The sequence below is a fragment of the Acidimicrobiales bacterium genome, assembly GCA_035531755.1.
In the GTDB taxonomy this organism is placed as follows: Bacteria; Actinomycetota; Acidimicrobiia; order Acidimicrobiales; family UBA8190; genus DATKSK01.
This window is the reverse complement of record DATKSK010000068.1, coordinates 11967-31712: the sequence shown is the minus strand read 5'-3', so window position 1 is coordinate 31712 and position 19746 is coordinate 11967. Positions and strand designations below refer to the sequence as shown.

Below are 19746 nucleotides of genomic sequence, written 5' to 3'. Positions count from 1 at the left end.
GATGCCGGTCTAAGGTCGCCACGACATCGAGTCACTCCCGACGGATCGCCCGGACATCACGCGGCGGTGCAGCGTCCGACAGCCCGCAGTGCGGCGGGCCATGGCGGCGCCCTCCTCGGACAGCTCGTCCCACTTCGATGCGCCCGACGACACGTTCGCGAATGAAGGTCATGACGTCCTGACATGCCCGACGAAGTCGTAGACGATCCGGCCGTGGCGCGGCATCGCCCACCGCCCGCCCCCGGCACGTCGCCCGAGGACCGACGGGCGCCGGTGCCCGTCCCGGTGACAGGCATCACGCCCCGGACGCAGTCCGCCCAGGTGGCCACCCGGGTGCGCCGGGGGCGCAAGGCCGCCGCCGACCGGGTCCTGTTCGTCCTGGGCACCGGGCTCGGGCTGAGCGTCGCCCTGGCCGTCTCCGACGTGCACCGGGCGACCCTGGCCCTCCCCGGCGGGTACCTCAACGCCGTGGGCCGGGTGACCGGCCTGGTCGGCGCCTACCTGCTGCTCGTCATGGTGGTCCTGGTGTCGCGCCTCGCCCCCCTGGAACGGGCGCTCGGCCAGGACCGCCTGCTGCGCTGGCACCGACGGCTGGCACCCTGGCCCATGTCGCTCATCGTCGCCCACGTGGTCACCACCACGCTCGGCTACGCCCAGGCCGCCTCGACCGGGGTCTGGCGCCAGCTCTGGCTCCTGATCGACGGGCTCCCCAACATGCTGGCCGCGGTGGCCGGGTTCGCCCTGCTCGTCCTGGCCATGGTCACGTCGTGGCGCGTGGCCCGCCGGCACCTGAAGTACGAGACATGGTGGGCGCTGCACCTCTACTTCTACCTGGGGCTGGCGCTGTCCTTCGCCCACGAGGTCACCGTCGGGGCCGACTTCACCGGCCATCCGGCGGCGCGCTGGTGGTGGACCGGGGCGTGGGCCGCCACCCTCGGGGCCGTCGCCTTCTACCGCCTCCTCGTCCCCGTGTGGCGCACCCTGCAGCACCGGCTCCGGGTCGTCGACGTCTACGACGAGGGACCCGGCGTCATCTCCGTCGTCGTGCAGGGCAGGCACGTCGAGCGCCTCCAGGTGGACGGCGGGCAGTTCCTGCAGTGGCGTTTCCTGCGCCGGGGGCTGTGGTGGCAGGCGCACCCCTACTCGCTGTCGGCCATGCCCCAGCCGCCGCACCTGCGCATCACCGTGAAGGCCCTCGGCGACCACTCCGCCGACCTGCCGCGCATCCGGCCCGGGACCCTGGTGGCCATCGAAGGCCCCTACGGTACGTTCACGAAGCACGCCCGCTCGTCGGACCGCGTGGCGCTGGTCGGGGCGGGCGTGGGCGTCACCCCGCTGCGGGCGCTCGTCGAGGACCTCCCCACCGGCGTCGACGTGGTGGCCCTGCTGCGCGCCTCCAACCACCACGACGTCGTGCTCGCCCGGGAGATGAAGGCGCTGCTGGAGTCGCGTCGCGGCCACTTCTGGGCCCTCGTCGGCTCGCGCTCCGACGTGAAGTTCGACGCCCCCACGCTCGAGCGCATGGTGCCCGACCTCGAGCACCGCGACGTCTTCGTGTGCGGCCCGCACGGCTTCACCCGCCAGGTCGTGAAGGCCTCGCGGGCCCTCGGGGTCGACCGGGACCGCATCCACGTCGAGGACTTCGTCACGTGAGGGGGGAGTAGTGCGCGCGCCATTCGTCATCGGAGCGACCCTGGCCGGCGTGGTGGGGATCGTCGCCTTCCACCCGCACCCGTCGTCGGGGGCGGCCACGTTCAACTCGCCCGGGACGCATTCGGTGGGCGGGTCGTCGACCAACGGCGGCGTGTCGACGACGGGCGCGCCGCCGGCCGCCGGGTCCGCCCCACCGGCGCCGTCGTCGACGACGACGGCGCCTACGACGACGATCGCCGCGGCTGCACCGGGCGCACCCACCACGGCGGCAGCGTCCCCGGCCGCCGCGCCCCGCACGGCGACGGCGCCCACCGTCGGCGTGACGCCGCCCCCGACGGTCACGGTGGCGCCCACCGTCCCGCCCCCCACCACGACGGCGCCGCCCACGACCGCACCGAGCGGCACCGCCAGCGGGACCGTGACGCAATACCGCTTCGGCTCCCTGCAGGTCACCGCCACCGTGTCGGGCGGCCACCTCACGAACGTCACCACCCAGGTGCAGAGCTCGGACTCGCGCTCGCAGCAGATCGACAACTCGGCGCTGCCGGCCCTGCGCAGCCAGGCGCTCTCCGCCCAGAGCGCCAACGTGCAGGGGGTGTCGGGGGCCACCTACACCAGCCAGGCGTTCCGGACGTCCCTGCAGAGCGCGCTCACCGCCCTCGGCTTCACGTGAGGGCACCCGCCGTCACCACCGAGGTCCCCGAGTCGGCGGTTGCGGTCCTCCGGCACGACGAGCACGTCATGGGCACGGTGGCGTCGTTCGACGTCCGCCCCGGCGGGCTCCCGGTGTCGGAGGCCCGGTTGGCGATGCGCCGGGCGTGCGTCGTCCTCCAGCGCGCCGACGCCGTGTTCAGCCTGTGGAAGCCCCACAGCCCGATGAGCCGGCTGTGCCGGGGTGAGATCACCCCGGCCGAGGCTCCGGCCGAGGTGGGCGACGTGCTGGCGCGGTGCGCCGAGGCGCGCCGGCTTACCAAGGGATGGTTCGACCCGTGGGCGATGCCGGGTGGGCTGGACCCGACCGGGCTCGTCAAAGGGTGGGCCGCATCGCGGGCGCTCGACGTGCTGGTCGCCGCGGGAGTGGCCGGTGCCATGGTCAACGCCGGCGGCGACATCGGCACCGTGGGGGAGCCGGCGCCCGGCGAGCCGTGGCGGATCGGCATCACGGATCCGGACGACCGCCGCCGGCTGGTGTGCGTGGTGACGTCACCGGGGGCGGTGGCGACCTCGGGCACCTACGAACGCGGGGCGCACATCGTCGACCCGTTCACCAGGCGGTCCCGGGCGCGCTGGCGGTCGGCCACGGTGGTGGGCGCGCAGCTCGATCTGGCCGATGCGCTGGCCACCGGGCTGTGCGCGGCGGGAGCGCAGGGGACGGCGTTCGTCGAGGACGCCGGCTGTGGCGCCGTCGTCGTCGACGATCGCGGGGCGGTGCACGCCGTCGGGCGCGTCGACGTCGAGTCACTGCCTCTCGCGGACGTCGAGTGACGAGCTTCCGTCTCGCCAGACCGGACGGGGCCGACGAGCGGGAGAACGGGCGGTGAACGGCCGATCCGCGCCTGGTCCCGGCTATCGGGCCCAGCGACTGACCAGGTCGATGAGCGGGTGGGCCGCAAACCACGTGGCGGGGCGGCCGCGGCCGCCCGCTCTGGGCGGTAGCTCGCGGAGGATGCCGTGGGTGACCAGGGCGGCGATGGCGTGGCCCCTGGCTGCATGTGAGGTTGCTGTTACCGTCAGGCATCCACCCCGGCCGTCGTCGGCGGCGGTTTGCCAGAGGAGGCCGCAGCCCTGTGACGTATGCGCAGCCAGGCATCTTCGCCCAGGGCACCCGCTCGCACCACTACCTGGAGCTCGATCTCCGGCCAGGTGTCCTACTCCCCGAGATCCGGGCGGCACTCGGCGCCTTGCGGGAGCCGCAGGTCACCGCGGGCGGACTGAACCTGGTGATCGGCTTCGGGGCCACGGCGCTCGGCCGCCTCGCCCCCGACGCCGTGCCCGTACAGCTGGCGCCGTTCCAGCCCGTCGAGGGCGTGGGCGGGGCCGTGCCGAGCGCGCAGCGCGACGTGTGGATCTGGCTCCACGGCACCGGGCCTGACGTCGTCCTCGACGGCGCCCGCCTGGCGGCGGCCACCCTGGCACCGGTGGCCCAGTTGGTGCGGCAGCAACCTGCGTTCGTCTACCGCGACAGCCGCGACATGACCGGCTTCATCGACGGCACCGAGAACCCGACCGTGGAGGAGGCACCCGGGGTGGCCCTGGTACCCGACGGCGATGTGGGCGCCGGTGGGAGCTACGTGATCGCCATGCGTTGGGTGCATGACCTGGGCGCCTTCTCGGCGCTGCCCGTGCCCGAGCAGGAGGCCGTCTTCGGGCGGACCAAGGACCTGAGCATCGACCTCGGCGAGTCGAAGCCTCCGACCGCCCACATCCGTCGGGTGGTGATCGAGGAGGATGGCGAAGAGCTCGAGATCTACCGCCGGAGCACTCCCCTCGGCGATGTGGCGTCCCAGGGGCTCTACTTCACGGCCTTCAGTGCAGAGCCCAGCCGGTTCACGAAGATGCTGGCCGCCATGTTCGGCGCTACCGGCGACGGCCTTCACGATCGGCTCACCGAGTTCAGTCGGCCCGACGGGGCGGGGCTGTACTTCGCCCCGTCGCTGCAGGTACTGGCAGGCATCTGCCGGGCAACAGCCTGAACGGTCCGGTGGTCGGGGAGCGTGCCGGGAGAACAGCGCCGGCCGCTGGCTGCGTCCACGTGGTGATCGATGCTCCACGTCGGGGCGCACACCCGACCCTGGACTTCTTACTCCAATCCCAACCTCTGGTTCGCCACCGACAGACGGTGCTGCACTTCGGCCTCGGCACCCTCGATCTCCCCACTGGGGACGAACCATCGAACGACAGCGCCCATCACATCAGGGCCACCACCCTTGACCCAATCGAGAGAGCCCTGGCGGTCTGACGGGGTGGCCAACTGAAAGACCTCAGCCCACTCGAGGTCGGGTGTCGCGCTCAGCTGCCATTCGATCTCGAACCTGTCTCCCACCTCCTTGACGGTGGTCCGGTCGACGATTCTGACGGCCTTCCTCTTGGCTCCAGCCATGTCCGGCACCATCCTTCTGTCACCTCCACGCATCCCCGCGAGAGGCTAATGACGTCACCCGAATCGTGCCGACGTCATTGCACCTGTCCCTGAGCTCGTCGTCGTGGGCTGGTCCGCGCCGATGTGGGCGTCGTCGGATACGTGAACCCGGGGTTCGTCCCGGCGGCCTCGTCGAGCGCGGACAAGGTGAACCCCGCCAGCCGGAACACGAGGGCCCCGACGGGTCGTCGACCGGGCTCGTTGCTCGGAGGACCGCAGGATCAGCGTCTTACGGCCCGTAGGCGAAATGATCGACAGCCGTGAGCGCGCTGGACCCCACCGCCGTGGAGACGACGATGTTGCGTGTGCTGGCGGCCTGTGCCGGTGAGACGGCGGTGATCCTGGTGTCGGACACCACGGTGAAGCTGGTGGCGGCCACGGTGCCGAAGACCACCCTGGTGGCCCCGGTGAAGCCGGTGCCGGTGATGGTGACGGTGGTGCCCCCCGACGCCGGGCCCGAGGCCGGTGCCACGCCGGTGACCGTCGGGAGCGGCGCCCTGCAGGTGAAATGGTCGGCGGCCGTGAGCGCGCTGGTCCCCACCGCCGTGGAGAGGACGATGTTGCGTATGCCGGCGGCCTGTGCCGGTGAGACGGCGGTGACCCTGGTGTCGGACACCACGGTGAAGCTGGTGGCGGCCACGGTGCCGAAGACCACCCTGGTGGTCCCGGTGAAGCCGGCGCCGGTGATGGTGACGGTGGTGCCCCCCGACGCCGGGCCCGAGGCCGGCGCCACGCCCGTGACCGTCGGGAGCGGCGCCCTGTAGGTGAACTGATCGACCGCCGTCGGCGTGCTGGTCCCCGCGGTCGTGGACACGAGGATGTCCCGGGTGCCGGCGGCCTGTGCCGGTGAGACGGCGGTCATCTTGGTGTCGGACACCACGGTGAAGCGGGTGGCGGCCACGGTGCCGAAGGTCACCGTGGTGGCCCCGGTGAAGCCGGTGCCGGTGATGGTGACGTCGTCGTCCCCCGACGTCGGACCCGAAGTCGGTGCCACGCCCGTGACCGTCGGCACCGAGGACTTCGTGTGCTTGACCGAGGGCCTGTGGGTAGTCGTGGACGAACAACCGGCGATCACCGCCGCCAACACTGCGATCGACGCAACCCGGAGCGGCGCTCCGGCGGTCCTGTTGCCTCGTCGCTCATCCTTCACGTTCCGAGTGTCTCATCACCCGATCGGGCCGAACAACTCCCGGTCCCGGTCGCGCACCCCGAGCCCCCCGGTCCCGGTGGCGACGTCGAGGAAGACGACGGGCCTCAGCTCGGTGGCGGCCGAATCGGTGGCGGGCGAATCAGTGGCGGCCGAAGTAGTCGACGAGGACCTCGGCGACGGGGCCGACATGGGTGAGGAAGCCGAGGTGGCTGGCGCCGGCGATCTCCGCGTATTCGGCGCCCGGGATCGCCGCGGCCGCCTCGCGGGCCCTGGCCGGCGGTGAGTCGATGTCGTACTCGAACGCCATCACGAGACAGGGAACGGTGATCGCAGGCCACGCCGTCGTCCGGACCGGGTCGGTCGACCAGGCGAGGGCTGCTTCGTACTGACCGAGCCGTCCCGGGTTCGGCCATTCCTCGATGTCACCGACGACCGCCAGCCATCGGTCGATCACGTCGTCGTTCTGGAGATCGTGGTACGGCAGGTATCGGATGGTCTCGAGCGCGTAGTAGAGCCGCGGGAGCGCCACTGCTGACGCCGCGAGGTCGCGCTCGAGCCTCGTGACGGCTTTCTCCCAGGAGGTGGGGCGATTGGCGCTCCCCATGAGGGCGGCGGCGCGGACCCGCTCGGGGTGCTCGATGATCAGGGTCTCAGCGATCCACCCGCCGAGCGAGTGTCCAGCGATCCGCGCCGGGTCGGAGATGCCGAGGTGGTCGAGGAGGCCGAGGGCGTCGTCGGCCATCTGGGAGACCGAATACGGGGCCGGTGGCATCGAGCTCGGCGCGACACCGCGATTGTCGAAGACGATGACCTGGTAGCCGGCCCGGGCGAGTGCGGGAGCCACGCCGACGTGGAATGCCGCCGCAGGCTGACCGCACCCGGCGACGAGCAGGAGCGGCTTGCCGTCGCCGACGACCTCGTACACGAGCGTGACGTCGTCGAGCTCGACCTCGGGCACGCTCACTCCTCGAACGGTCGGGGCGGGCAGCGCGGGTCGGTCCGCCTGGCGCCCGGGGCCGGGCGGTGGGTCACTCAGGCCCGGAAGCGCTGGGCATCGTCCGCCCCACCGGTGGCGTTGCCGGGGCTGTAGGAGTGGGCGCCCGTGCCCGCCAGCCGGCCGCCGTCGACGATGAGGTACTCGTCGCGGATCGGCCGGTCGGCGAACCAGCACTCCAGGATCTCGCGGGTGCCCGCCGCGTAGCGGGCCTGGGCGGAGAGTGACGATCCGGAGATGTGCGGCGTCATGCCGTGATGGGGCATGGTCCGCCACGGGTGGTCCTCGGGGGCGGGCTGGGGGAACCACACGTCGCCGGCGTAGCCGGCGAGCTGCCCGCTCTCGAGGGCCCGCACCACGGCGTCGCGGTCACAGATCTTGGCCCGAGCCGTGTTGACGAGGTACGCCCCACGCTTCATCGATGCGATCAGCTCGTCGTCGAAGAGCCCCTCGGTCTCCGGATGCAGAGGCGCGTTGATGGTGACGACATCGCAGTGCGGGACGAGGTCGCGGGCCGAGGGGTGGAAGGTGAGGCCGAGCTCGGCCTCGACCTCCTCGGGCAGCCGGTGGCGGTCGGTGTAGCAGAGGTTGACGCCGAAGGGCTTCAGGCGGCGCAGCACGGCTGTGCCGATGCGCCCGGCGGCGACCGTCCCCACCGTCATCCCCTCCAGGTCGTAGGAGCGGCTCACGCAGTCGGCGATGTTCCACCCGCCGCGGGTCACCCACTGGTACGACGGGATGTAATTGCGGACCAGCGAAAGGATCGTCATGACGACGTGCTCGGCCACGCTGATGCTGTTGCAGTAGGTCACCTCGGCCACGGTGATGCCGGCGTCGATGGCCGCCTGCAGGTCGACGTGGTCGGATCCGATCCCGGCGGTGATGGCGAGCCTCAGCTTCGGGGCGCGGGCGATGCGCTGCGCGGTCAGGTAGGCGGGCCAGAAGGGCTGGGATATGACCACGTCGGCGTCGGGCAGCTCGCGGTCGAACACCGAGTCGGCACTGTCCTTGTCCGCGGTGACCACCAGGGTGTGCCCGGCGGCCTCCAGGAAGGGTCGCAGCCCGAGCTCGCCCGACACGCTGCCCAGCAGGGCGCCCGGGGTGAAGTCGACGGCCTGCGGGCTCGGCAGGGTCTGGCCGTCGGGGTAGCCGTGGAGCACAGGCAGCCCGTCACGCGGGTAGCTGTCGGGATAGCCGTCGACGGGGTCCTCGTAGAGCACGCACACGATCTTGGCCATGGTTCCTCCTCGTGGTGGTGTTCAGCGCCGACGGCGTGCCCGCACGACTTGTCCGGGGGACTGGCCGCTGGCGGCGAAGTACCGGGCCAGCCCGTCCAGTCGACCGATGACAGCCGCATCTCCGCTGAGCGCGTCGGTCAGCGAACCACGCCCGCACAGGGCATCGACGGTGGCCACGGGATCACCGGTCAACACGACGGTGCCGTCGTCGGCACCCTCCAGGTCGGGGCCTGCGTCCGTCGCCTCCACGGTCACGGGCCCGCCGTCGCGCCGGAGTCGAGTCGTCCCGATCCGCACGTTCAACGGGCCCTTCCTGTCGAACAGCGAGGCCAGCACGAGCGAGTAGCCGAGGCACAGCTGCGCTTCACCGGGCACCGCGTCGACGGTGCGACCCAAGGGCGCCAGCACGTCGCGTTCGTGAACGGTCGAATCCCACCCGAGGTGCATGACGCTCATCCACCACGGCACGCGGCCGGCAGGCGACAGGCTGGGACGGCCGAAACCCGGCGCGTCGGCCGACTCCAGCTCGACGATCATGGCCTCGGTCGACGACAGGTAGCGCCGCTGGAACTCCTCGTCGGGCACAGCCCGGTCGGCGCGTACCGACTCGTCGGGGGTGGTGCGGGGATCGAAGCCCTCCACCGGGGATTCGTCGCCGGCCCACAGCCGCCCCATGGTGGCATCGACCCAGACGAGGTGGCGCAGGACGTCGGCCACGGTCCATCCCCGGCAGCGCGACGGTGCCGCCAGCTCGTCGACGGTGAGCGTGGCCACCGTGGACCCGAAGCGCCGCCGGTGACCGGTCAGCACGGCCAGTGTGGTGCGTGGGTCCACGCGGAAATGGATGTGGTCGGCCTGCGCGGCGTCCTCCCCCGGTCGCCTGTCGTTCTCCATGCTGGCGTCGTCCTCGTGCTCTCGCCCCTCACCCGGCAGGGGGAACCCTAGCCACCGGCCGGTCGACGCGGGCACGGTGCCCCTCGGCCGGTAGCCGCCTGATCGCTCGCACGGACTGCTTCCAGAGTCAGGTGTTCCGCTGGCACACCCGTTCCCGCACCCGACGGCGTGCGCCATCGGCCCGAGCCGCTTCCTGATGACGACGCCACCAGGGTCGGGAGATCTAGCATCCTGGGGAATGCCGGTGCCTCTGGGCGCGATCACCTGGTTCACCCGGCAAGCCGAGCAGATGCTCCGCGATCCCGTGGCCTTCCAATGGTCGACGGTCTTCCTGCTCGCCATGGTGTTCTACGTCTATGCAGTGGAGGTCGAGCGCCGACGATGGGACATCGTCCTGGCGGGATTGTCGCTCTGGTGCATGGATTGGTTCAACGAGCTGGCCAACTCCGCTGTGCTCCACATCTCCGACCGTGCCGCGCTGTGGACCGTGACCGGTCACACCAGCTACCTCATCCTCATCGGGCTCACCATCGAGCTCACGCTCTTCTTCCTGATTGCCGGTGTCGTGTTCGTGAAGATGCTTCCTCCTGACCCCAAGCTGCGTGTGCTGGGCATTCCCAACCGTTGGGTGTTCGTGTTCGGCTTCTCGTGCCTGTCCGTGGCGGTCGAGATCCTCCTTCACGCCACCGGCTACTTCCACTGGGAGTACTGGTTCTGGAATGTTCCGTTCGTCCCACTCATCGTGATCTTCGGGTACATGACGTTCTATGCGATGGCGGCGTGGGTCTTCGACATGGGACAGGATCACCGCCGGCAGATGGCTGTCGTGGGGACGGTGGCGGGCATCGATGTGGTACTGGGCGTCTGTCTCGCGCTCGCGGGTTGGCTCTAGCAGACCGTCGTTCGCGGTGGGACCCACACGAGTGTTGGGACCTTCTGCCCTATGAACCCTCCTCCGAGACGCGGAGTCTGGTGGAGATCCGGTGCGGACGGAGGGCCATGACCACAGGCAGTCTGGGTGTCGCGACCAGGGACGTCGTTCTTGGGGCCGTCGCGACCAGGGACGTCGTTCCCGGGGAGGAGAGCGTCACGGGCCGCCGCCGGGTCATGGACCTTGACCGGGTGCCGCGCCTGGTCTTCTGGGAGACCACCAAGGCCTGCCCCCTGGCGTGCGTGCACTGCCGCGCCACCGCCCAGTGCCACCCCGCGCCCGACGAGCTCAGCACCGAAGAGGCCATGGCCGTCATCGACGAGCTCGCCGCGGCCCCGCGGCCCACCCCCGTGCTGATCCTGACCGGTGGTGACTGCCTGCAGCGCCGGGACCTCGGAGAGCTGACCGCGTACGCCAAGAGCGTGGCCGTGCCGGTCGCGATCTCGCCATCGGTCTCTCCCAGCCTGAACGCGGGGGTGCTCTCGATGTTGCGCGCCAACGGCGTGCGCAGTGCCTCGCTCAGCCTGGACGGGGCCGTCGCCGGGACCCACGAACGGGTCCGACAGGTGCCGGGCCACTTCGCTGCGACCATCAGCGCCATCGGCCTGCTCCAGCAGTGCGGCTTCGCCGTCCAGGTCAATTCGGCGGTCATGGCCCAGAACGTCGGGGAGCTCGCCGACATGGCGGCGCTGCTGATCGGCCTCGACGTGAAGACCTGGGAGGTCTTCTTCCTCATCGGTGTCGGACGGGGGCACCAGGTCGCCGAGATCGAGGGCGACGAGTACGAGGACGTCTGTCACTTCCTCGTCGACGCCGCCCAGTACGGGATGACGGTGCGGACGGTGGAGGCGCCCTTCTTCCGCCGGGTCCGCGACCTGCGCTCGAAGCGAGCCGACCCGGGTCTCGACCCCGCACTCGCGTTCGGGCTCGGGCCGCTCTACCGGGAGCTGCGGGGGCGCCTGCGGGCGCACATGGGCGAGCCGAGGTCCCCGGTGCTCGCCCCGACGGTGGCGACACGTGACGGCAAGGGCATCGTGTTCGTGGGCCACGACGGTGGGGTGTACCCGGCCGGCTTCCTGCCCCTGGCGCTCGGGTCCGTGCGCGACAGGAAGGTCCTGGACATCTACCGCGACGATCCGACACTGCAGGCGATCAGGAGCGCCCGGTTCCCCGGACGGTGTGGGCGCTGCGAGTACGCCGACGAGTGCGGAGGGTCGAGAGCGCGTGCGTACGCCGCCACCGGCGACCCGCTCGCCGACGACCCGGCCTGCCGGTACCGGCGCCCGGAAGGTCATGACCGGTCCTCCTGATCTCGTCCACGACCGGCGACCGCCGCGTGGACCGGGGTCATGGCCTGTGGAAAGTCGGGACCTTGGTCCCTACTGACCTCGTGGGGCAGGGCTGATGCTGCGGTGATGGATCCACAGATGGCGGTGGGTGGACGTTGCGGGGGTGGGAGGCTGCCCGAAGGAGCCGTCGCATGCAACAGATGACAGGCATGGATGCTGCGTTTCTCTACTTCGAGACACCGACGATGCACATGCACGTCGTCGGCGTGCTGGTGCTCGACGGATCGGGCCTTCCCCACGGGATCGACGTCGAGGGCATCCGGACCGCGCTGGCACAGCGGATCCACCTCATCGCGCCGCTCCGCCGCCGCGTCGTCGTTCCGCCCGGGGGCACCGGCCACCCGGTGTGGATAGAGGACCCGGACTTCGAGCTGTCGGATCACGTCAGCCGTGCGCCGCTCGGCACGCCGGTCACCTGGACCGACCTCGAGCGGTTCGTCGGCGACGTGGCCGGCCGGCCCCTCGACCGCCGCCGGCCCCTCTGGGAGATGTGGGTGGTCGAAGGCCTCGACGACCGCACGGTCGCACTCGTCACGAAGCTGCATCACTCCATGATGGATGGAGGGGCCGGAGGCGACCTCATGGCGTCATTGTTCGATCTGACGCCTGCCGTCGGCGAGGTCCCACCGGAACCGACACCGTGGCGGCCGGACAAGATCCCCTCTCCGCCGCTGTTGGCGGCCCGCTCCGTGATGTCGCTCCCCCGGTCTCTCTGGGAAGCGCCGCGCGCCATGGCCCAGACGGCGGGGGGCCTGGTCGACACGGCGCGTACATGGATGGAGCAACGCGCCGCCGGAACATCGGCACCGCTGACGGCGCCACGCACCAGTCTGAACGGCGCGATCACCCCGAATCGGTCGGTCAGTCTCACGCGCGTCGACCTCGACGAGGTACGGGAGATCCGCCGGGCGTTCGGCACCACGATCAACGACGTGGTGCTGGCCGCCACCGCAACCGCCCTGCGCGCGTACTTCACCGCCCGTCAGGCCCCGGTCGCTCGACCGCTGATCGCGGCGGTCCCCGTGAACGTCCGAGCAGAAGGCCCTGACAACGGGGGTACGGAGCTCGGGAACCGGGTTTCCACCATGATGGTTCCCCTACCCCTCGAACCTGATGACCCTGTCGAACGACTCCAGGCCGTCCATGCCCGGGCTGTGGCCTCCAAAGCGCTGCACTCGGCGTTCGGGCCACAGTCGCTGGAGAACCTGGTGGGATTCCTGCCTCCGACGGTGGCCAAGACGGCCGCCCGCCTGTACTGCGGATTGAAGCTCGCTCGGTTGCACCCGCCGGTATTCAACCTGATCGTGTCGAACGTGCCGGGGCCGCCGATCGACCTGTATTGCGCCGGGGCACGGGTCGCCGGCATCTTTCCCATGGGGCCGGTGATGGAGGGCACGGCCCTCAACCTCACCGTGCTCTCCGAGGCCAACCATCTGAATGTCGGCATCATGGCGTGTCCCGAATTGGTGCCGTGCGTCGGAGAGGTCGGCAGGGGGTTCGTCGAGGCGATTCGGGAACTGGCCGTCCGGGCGCGGTCGGTCTCCTTCCGAGATCACAGCGCCTCGGCCGCCACCGGCGCCGGGCGCGATGGGGACCTTGGCCCCTGACGTCGGGCGTGGCCGAGGGGGCACGCTGTGAGGACCATGTACCTCGAGCTCGACCCCGACCTCACCCCCGACCAGTGCGAGATCCGGATCGCCACCCACGGCTTCGCGGCGGGGGTCCTGCGTCCGGCGGCCACCCGCCTGGACCGGATGGCACCCGACCAGGTGGCGGCGGCGGGATCCCCGTTGTGGGACGTCTTTCGCTCGTGGTACGAGCTCGGGAACCACACGGCGGGACTGGCCGCCGGCCACGGCGGGTCGGGGCTCGACGGACTCACCCGCCACCTCGTCCTGGAGGAGCTCGGATGGGGCAGCGCCGGCCTCGCCGCCGGACTGGGCGTCGCCGCCCTGCCCTTCGAGTTCACCGCCACGGTGGCGGACATGACGGGCAACCACCGGTTGCTCGACGAGGTCGTGGCCCCGTTCGTGGCCGATCGCGAGGCTCGGTACGTCGGCTGTTGGGCCATCACCGAGCCTTCTCACGGCTCCGACACCCTCGACGTCAGCACGGACGCCTTCACCCGGGCCCGGGCCGCCGGGTCGTGCCTGGCGGTGGCCGACGGGGACGAGTGGGTCATCACCGGCGAGAAGGCGGCATGGGTGTCCAACGGCACGATCGCCACGCACGCCCTGCTGTTCTGCACGGTGGCGCCGCCGACGGAGCCCGCCGGCGGTGGGGTGGCCATGGTCCCGCTCGACCGCCCCGGGATCGAGCGCGGCCCGGCGCTCGACAAGCTGGGACAGCGCGACCTCAACCAGGGGGGCATCCGCTTCGACGGGGCCCGGATCCCCGCCGACTACCTGCTGGTCGGCCCCGATCTGTACCCGCTCGTGCTTGCCAGCGTGCTGTCCCTCGCCAACGCCGGGATGGGCGCCATCTTCACCGGCCTGGCGCGCGCCGCGATGGAGGAGGCCCTGGCCTACGCCAAGGTCCGCACCCAAGGTGGCCGCCCGATCGCCGAGCACCAGCTCGTGCAGGGGAAGCTGTTCGCCATGTTCGCGGCCGTCGAGCAGGCCCGGGCACTGTCGCGCGCCGCCCTCGTCCACAACAGCCGGGCCTTCCCGCCGGACCTGGCGTACTCGATCGCCTCGAAGGTGACCTGCACGCAGAGCGCCTTTCAGGTGGCCAACGAGGCCGTGCAGGTGCTCGGGGGGATCGGCCTGTCGAGGGAGCTTCCCCTCGAGAAGTACGTGCGCGACGCCCGGGCGTCGTTGATCGAGGACGGGGTCAACGAGTTCCTGGGCCTGCAGGCGGCCCGTTCGATCCTCGAGCAGTACCCGCTCGACGCACCGTGACGGACGCGTCCCGGCGTGCCGGCCCGTGACCACCGTGTCGGCGGCGGGACGGGGGCCGGGGATCAGCGCAGGTCGTCGCCGGCGGGGAGGACGCTGTCGACCACGGCGGCGAGCACGGTGACGGTGGCGAGGTCACCGACGACAGCCGCCGCTTCGCCCGCAGCCTGCAGCACGCCGGTCCCGGTGGCGGCCTCGTGGGGCACGATGTCGAGGAGGACCCGGGTGAGACGATCGACGTCCGGCTCCTTGGCGGCGACGCCCGGGATCAGCTTGCGATTGTAGAGGGGGAGCGCTCCGAGCGCCGCCACGGCAGCCGGGTCGACCTGTTCCTCGACGGTCCCCCTGAGCGCCAGCAGCTCGACGCCGTCGCGCACCAACCGGGCGCTCACGGCGTCCCCGTCCTGTTCGATGTGGATGTGGGCCAGCTTCTTCGGGAAGCCCCAGATCTCCCGACCGGCGCACAGCGCCGCATCCGAGTCGACGTAGATGAGCGGGCAGAACATGCCCGGCGCCCCGTTCCGATCGGCGCCGGCCAGCACCACGACTTCGCGGTACGGGCCGATGGTCGTGTCGGGGTAGTCGGCGAACACCACGGCCCGGGACGGTGTCTCGGGGAGCTGAAGGCCGGCCGGAAGCACGTCGCGGGGGGCGGCGCCGTCGAGGAGACACGTGACCATGCGGGCCCGGCGGTACTCGTAGGGCGGGTCGGGGTACAGCGGCGCGATCGACGGTGAACCACCCATGGTCTGTGCCTCCCTGGCTCGGGTACGAGCATCGTTCGCGAGGCCGTGGACCGCATAGGGCCATTCGTCCCAAGCGTCGGCGCCCACGGCGGCGCCACGGGCCCACCCCGGGGCTTTGGACCCTGGCCGGGCGCTCCGGCGTCCCCGAGACTGCGAGGAGGAGCCGGTCGAGGCACCGGCCATGGCGGCCGGGGGCGGGGCCGCCGGGTTGGAGGAGGTCCGGACATGGCGATGGTCAACGGCGCCGAATTGCTGGTCCGCTCGCTGCAGGTCGAGGGCGTGGGTGCGGTGTTCGCCATCACCGACATCTCCTTCACCCCCCTGTCGATCGAGGCCGAGGCGGCCGGGATGCTCGTGGTGGCGGGCCGCCACGAGAGCGCCCAGGTCCACATGGCCGACGCCTGGGCCCGGGCCACGGGGGTCCCCGCCGTCGTGGTCGGCGGCATGGGCCCCGGCGTCGCCAACCTGGTCCCCGGCGTGGTGACCGCCTGGATCGAAGGGGTCCCCGTGGTGGTCATCGGCACCCAGCGCAGCGCCCGGGTGGACCAGGCCATCCGCCGCAACCGCTTTCAGTACACCCCGCAGCTGGACCTGTTCCGCCCGGTCACCAAGTTCGCGGCGGCGGTCCCCGAGACGAGGCGCATACCCGAATACCTGCGGGAGGCGTTCCGCCACGCCCTCGGAGGCCGGCCCGGGCCCGTGTATCTGGAGCTCGCCCCCGAGCTGCTGCGCGACGAGGTCGAGGAGGACGCCAACCCCGTGCACGTTCCGGCGCGGTACCGGGCCGCCGTCGGCGCCCCGGACCCGCATGCTGTCGAGCAGGCCGCCGCGCTGCTCGCGGCTGCGGCCCGGCCGCTCGTGCTGGCCGGCAACGGCATCCACGTCGCCGAGGCGTCCGGGGAGCTGGCCCGCTTCGCCGAGGTGACCGGGGCGGCCGTGTGCACCACGCCAGGGGCTCGGGGGGCGCTGTCCGAGCGACACCCCCACGCCGTGGGCATGGCCAACGCCCTGCTGTCACCGGTGATGCTCGAGGCCGATGTCGTCGTCGCCGTCGGGACCGGCATGGGAGAGGTCGTCGGCTACGGCCGGTTCCCGGCCTGGGCGGGGACCGAGGCGCAACGCCTCATCCATATCGATCGGGACCCGTTGGTTATCGGGGTGAACCGACCGGTCGACGTCGCCCTGGTGGGCGACGCCCGCCAGAGCCTGCGCGCGCTGACCACAGCTGTCGGTGCGTCGGTCATCCGCAACGACGGCGGTTGGGCGCGCCAGCGGGCCGCGGGAGCACAGGGTGTCATGGCCATGATGGCCGACAGCGGCCTCGGCCTCGCCGGGTCGCCCGTCCATCCCGCCCGCTTGGCGGCTGCGTTCGCCCGGTTCGTGCCCGAAGATGCCCTGGTGTGCCTCGACGGCGGGAACTCCGCCCTCTGGGCCCACCTGGCCCTGGTGGTGACCCGACCCCGGTCGCTGTTGTGGACGGGGCACTTCGGACACCTGGGCACCGGTCTCCCCTACGCCATCGGGGCCAAGTTGGCCTGCCCCGACCGTCCCGTGTACCTCTTCAGCGGGGACGGGGCCTTCGGGTTCAATCTGCAGGAGCTCGAGACAGCCGCCCGCGTCGACTCGGCGCTGGTGGCCGTCGTGAACTGCGACTACGCCTGGGCGATGGAGGAGCAGGGGATGCTCGACGAAGTGGGCCGCACCATCGGCGTCCACACGTCCGCCGTGCGCTACGACCTCGTGGCGCAGGGCCTCGGCTGCCACGGGGAGCTGGTGGAGGCGCCCGACGACATCGTGCCTGCGCTCGAGCGGGCGAGCGCCTCGGGCCGGCCGGCCGTGGTACAGGTGGTCGTCGATCATGCGGCCAACGTCAACCCGCCGGGCCTGGCCGAGTTCCTCGACATGTACAACGGGGCGACGACGTGAGCCTCGCACCGTGTACACGGGTCGTACAGGACGGCCCCTCGGCCCACCGCAGGCGGGCGGCGCCTCGGCGCAGATGTGGCCGGCCGGCTACGGGAGCTTGGTCACCACCAGGTTCTCGATCTTGACGTGCGAGGTCACCGGTAGGAAGGAGCTCGCCGCGCTCTGCAGGTCGGCGCTGGCGCGCACTCCGACGGGTCCGGCCGATTGCGGGCCGTAGTCGCCCGTATCGGTACCCGTGAGCTGCCAAGCCGTCGGCTCGGTGGCGCCCACCTTCCATGCCTTGAGGGCCACGCTGGTGGGATTCGACCCGGTGATCTGCACCATCACGTGGTAGGTGTAGGGGGCCCCCTTGGGGAAGTCCACCGTGGGGTCGATCCCGAGATTCTTCTCGACCTTGAAGTGCCCGGGCGGGCTCTTGCCACTGTCGTCCTGGGCCCGGAGGAACAGCTGCGGGTGACCGTTGTTGGCGTTCCACACGAGCTGCATCCGGTAGTACCCGTTGCCCTGGTCGTTGACATTGTGGAAGCGGGCGATCACCCCGGCCAGCACCCCGCCGTACTGGGGGTTGAGCGCCTTCACGTTCTCGAGGAAGCTCACGTCGAACGTCGCCCCGATGTCCAGTGCATCGGTGGCCGGCAGCGCCACGATGTGCTCGGCGCTCGTGTAGACGGCATTGCGTAACGCCAGACGTCCCCCCGTGCCGTCGACCGAGAAGTCGGCGGTGTTGCCCTTCTCCACCGCGTAGGCGCCCCCGACGTCAGCCCTTCCCCAGCCGTTGGTGACCACCCGGGCGAAGGTGTCCGACACATACGGGCCCGGTGGGGGCGGCGTGGCAGGACTGACGGTCACCGCCGGCTGTACGGCGAGTCGTCGCAGTCTCATCCCTACGGACGGGGCGCTCTTGGTGAGGAACATCGACACTTGGCGGGTGGCCGGGGCGGTCACCTTGGCGTAGCTGATGGTGAGGGAGCACCCACCACACAGGGTGAGGGCTGTCACGCGGATGTTCCGGTGTATGACACGGAGCGAACCGGCAGTCGTCGTCACATAGCCGGCGTGCGAGGTCGACACCACCTGCGGAGGGCTCCACCGGCGGGGGACCGTGACTTTCACCACACCGTTGCGGAACCCGGAGGCCGGCGCCGTGTAGCGGAGTTGCACAGCATGGCCGCTCGATGAAGGGGTGACCACAGTCGGCGACACCGTGACGGTCCCCGGACCGGTGGTCGAGGCCGCCGCGCCCGTGGTGCTCCCTCCGACCGCGAGGAGTGCGGTGGCCGCCAACAGCGCTGATCCGGCGACACACCGGCGAAGGGGACGCTCCCTCATGGCTTGTCTCCAGTCGTCTCGGCGTATGTCGATGGGTGGCGTCGGGGCGCCACCGGCCCACACGACCCGTTCAACGAGGGCCGGAGCGCTTCCTCGGGGATGGATCGTCGGGAGCGGCCATCATGCCTCCCCCTTCGGGCGGAGGCGGGAGTGTCGTCGACGCGGAGGCCGCCGGCGCGACTTTCTTCGTGTGCGACCTCGAGCGACCGAACCGTCGTCCCGTCGCTCCTGCACCCTCGGTCGGCTTGGACGCGGCACCCGCCGCGCTGTTCTCCGGGGGGTCCGGTGATCCGGTGGGTGATGCCACCCAGACGTGCCGAGCCATGTGAGCCTCCCTCACGGTGTGCCCCGACGCGGTGGTCCGCCCTGCGCCACGCAACGTACATAAGAATCACCCAATGTGGTTCCGAATGAGAATGCACCGCCTCGAACCGTGCCGTCAACTGCCGGCCCCCGGGGCACGGCACTCTCCGTCAGAGTGCCATTACTCAGAGTGCCATTACTCAGAGTGTCGGTCGCCACGATCGGAGGGTGAACGCTCCACAGTCGCTGTCGAAGGTGCTGAGCGAATCGTGGTGGCGATGGCGACAGGTGCTCGGTCTCCGACGACTCGAACCCGCAGTCAGGACAGCCGGGGCCGCCGCCGAGCCACTCCGTGCAGTGGACGAAGCTCGCGTGAACGCTGAACCAGGTCCCTCTGCTCAGGTCGCGCGGGCAGGTGTCGCGGGTGCAGGTCACGGTGTGGTCCCGATGAACCACGACCGTCCCCGGACACTCCGGCAATGACGTCTGTCGCATCCTGCCTCCCCGCATCGAGCCTTCCGGTGGGGGATGGACGTCCCCGGCCCCCATCACCAGGGCAGACGGCCGGCTCCCCCCCGAGATCTGACACCGGAGCGCTCACGGGGATGCCCCCCGCACCCCGTGAACGCCCGCCCCCCGAGACACCGGGCGTGCAACCGGCGGACGATGCAGACCCCGGTGCCTGGGTGCCACCCTACTCCGGCTACTGAAACCTAGCAATACATTTCCGGATTATTTGGACTAGCCTCAGACCGTATGGCGGACTGGAGCTTCCTCACGAACCACGCCCGGGTCCTGATCTGCATCGCCCACGATCCCAGGGTGCGACTGCGCGACATCGCCACCACGCTGGGCGTCACCGAACGCCGTGCGTACGGCATGGTCACCGAACTGGTCCAGGCGGGCTATGTCGTGAAGGAGAAGGACGGCCGTCGCAACCACTACCGCATCCAGTCCCACCTGCCCCTGCCCGAGACGATCGGCCGAGCGCGCACCATCGGTGAGGTGCTCGACATCCTCGTCGACCCGCGCCTCTTGGAGGTGCGCAGTGGCGTCCCCCTGTCGAAGGGCAGGGTGCGGGCCTAGCTGTAGCGAGGTTCAGCCCAGGTTCGAGGATCCGCTCCACCACGGGGCACGACATCGCGCGACCGACGCTTCGACGCACCCCGCGGTCCGTATGGGCCGTTCGTACGGGGC

The 19746-nt window shown here is 71.0% G+C and carries 17 protein-coding genes; 10 read left to right on the top strand and 7 right to left on the bottom strand.

What is annotated here, in order from left to right:
* Positions 1–213 precede the first annotated feature (213 nt).
* The 4 genes from VMV22_13515 to VMV22_13500 all read left to right on the top strand — a co-directional run bounded on the left by VMV22_13515 (position 214) and on the right by VMV22_13500 (position 4346).
* A complete protein-coding gene (locus VMV22_13515) occupies positions 214–1653 on the top strand; it encodes a ferredoxin reductase family protein (GenBank protein HUY23349.1) in 1440 nt (479 codons plus the stop codon).
* Between the two features lie 10 nt (positions 1654–1663).
* Complete coding sequence (locus VMV22_13510) at positions 1664–2326, top strand: FMN-binding protein (GenBank protein ID HUY23348.1); 663 nt, start codon at positions 1664–1666, stop codon at positions 2324–2326.
* Positions 2323–3138 (top strand): FAD:protein FMN transferase, encoded by an 816-nt coding sequence (locus VMV22_13505; protein HUY23347.1) that lies wholly within the window; start codon positions 2323–2325, stop codon positions 3136–3138. The genes VMV22_13510 and VMV22_13505 overlap by 4 nt, the downstream gene beginning before the upstream one ends.
* Before the next feature lie 302 nt (positions 3139–3440).
* Entirely contained in the window at positions 3441–4346 is a 906-nt protein-coding gene (locus VMV22_13500; GenBank protein HUY23346.1) for a Dyp-type peroxidase, read from the top strand.
* Positions 4347–4453: 107 nt separating this feature from the next.
* On the opposite strand, the gene VMV22_13495 is transcribed toward VMV22_13500, so the two are convergent.
* From VMV22_13495 to VMV22_13475, 5 genes are all read right to left on the bottom strand, one after another.
* Positions 4454–4753, bottom strand: coding sequence for a hypothetical protein (locus tag VMV22_13495; protein ID HUY23345.1), 300 nt, complete (start codon positions 4751–4753; stop codon positions 4454–4456).
* Positions 4754–5021: 268 nt separating this feature from the next.
* Positions 5022–5804 (bottom strand): IPT/TIG domain-containing protein, encoded by a 783-nt coding sequence (locus VMV22_13490; protein ID HUY23344.1) that lies wholly within the window; start codon positions 5802–5804, stop codon positions 5022–5024.
* Positions 5805–6081: 277 nt separating this feature from the next.
* Entirely contained in the window at positions 6082–6906 is an 825-nt protein-coding gene (locus VMV22_13485) for an alpha/beta hydrolase (GenBank protein HUY23343.1), read from the bottom strand.
* Positions 6907–6974: 68 nt separating this feature from the next.
* Positions 6975–8174 (bottom strand): NAD-dependent formate dehydrogenase, encoded by a 1200-nt coding sequence (locus tag VMV22_13480; protein ID HUY23342.1) that lies wholly within the window; start codon positions 8172–8174, stop codon positions 6975–6977.
* 21 nt (positions 8175–8195) lie between these two features.
* Positions 8196–9068: a maleylpyruvate isomerase family mycothiol-dependent enzyme gene (locus VMV22_13475; protein HUY23341.1), complete on the bottom strand. Its 873-nt coding sequence runs from the start codon at positions 9066–9068 to the stop codon at positions 8196–8198.
* A 238-nt stretch (positions 9069–9306) separates the two neighbouring features.
* On the opposite strand from VMV22_13475, the gene VMV22_13470 reads away from it, so the two are divergent.
* From VMV22_13470 to VMV22_13455, 4 genes are all read left to right on the top strand, one after another.
* Entirely contained in the window at positions 9307–9960 is a 654-nt protein-coding gene (locus tag VMV22_13470) for a hypothetical protein (protein HUY23340.1), read from the top strand.
* A 107-nt stretch (positions 9961–10067) separates the two neighbouring features.
* Positions 10068–11309 carry a TIGR04053 family radical SAM/SPASM domain-containing protein gene (locus VMV22_13465; GenBank protein ID HUY23339.1) on the top strand — a complete coding sequence of 414 codons (1242 nt, stop codon included), beginning with the start codon at positions 10068–10070 and terminating at the stop codon, positions 11307–11309.
* Positions 11310–11479: 170 nt separating this feature from the next.
* On the top strand, positions 11480–12955 hold the full coding sequence (locus VMV22_13460; GenBank protein ID HUY23338.1) for a wax ester/triacylglycerol synthase family O-acyltransferase: 1476 nt from the start codon (positions 11480–11482) through the stop codon (positions 12953–12955).
* A 36-nt stretch (positions 12956–12991) separates the two neighbouring features.
* Positions 12992–14248: an acyl-CoA dehydrogenase family protein gene (locus VMV22_13455; protein ID HUY23337.1), complete on the top strand. Its 1257-nt coding sequence runs from the start codon at positions 12992–12994 to the stop codon at positions 14246–14248.
* 62 nt (positions 14249–14310) lie between these two features.
* Here VMV22_13455 and VMV22_13450 read toward each other — a convergent pair whose 3' ends face one another.
* Positions 14311–14991 carry an acetoacetate decarboxylase family protein gene (locus VMV22_13450; protein ID HUY23336.1) on the bottom strand — a complete coding sequence of 227 codons (681 nt, stop codon included), beginning with the start codon at positions 14989–14991 and terminating at the stop codon, positions 14311–14313.
* Between the two features lie 225 nt (positions 14992–15216).
* Between VMV22_13450 and VMV22_13445 the strand changes: the two genes are divergently transcribed.
* Positions 15217–16917, top strand: a complete 1701-nt coding sequence (locus VMV22_13445) for a thiamine pyrophosphate-binding protein (GenBank protein ID HUY23335.1) — start codon at positions 15217–15219, stop codon at positions 16915–16917.
* 87 nt (positions 16918–17004) lie between these two features.
* Here the strand turns inward: VMV22_13445 and VMV22_13440 are convergent, their stop codons facing one another.
* Positions 17005–17916, bottom strand: coding sequence for a hypothetical protein (locus VMV22_13440; protein HUY23334.1), 912 nt, complete (start codon positions 17914–17916; stop codon positions 17005–17007).
* 1389 nt (positions 17917–19305) lie between these two features.
* Between VMV22_13440 and VMV22_13435 the strand changes: the two genes are divergently transcribed.
* A complete protein-coding gene (locus VMV22_13435; protein ID HUY23333.1) occupies positions 19306–19635 on the top strand; it encodes a helix-turn-helix domain-containing protein in 330 nt (109 codons plus the stop codon).
* The last annotated feature ends 111 nt before the right edge of the window (positions 19636–19746 follow it).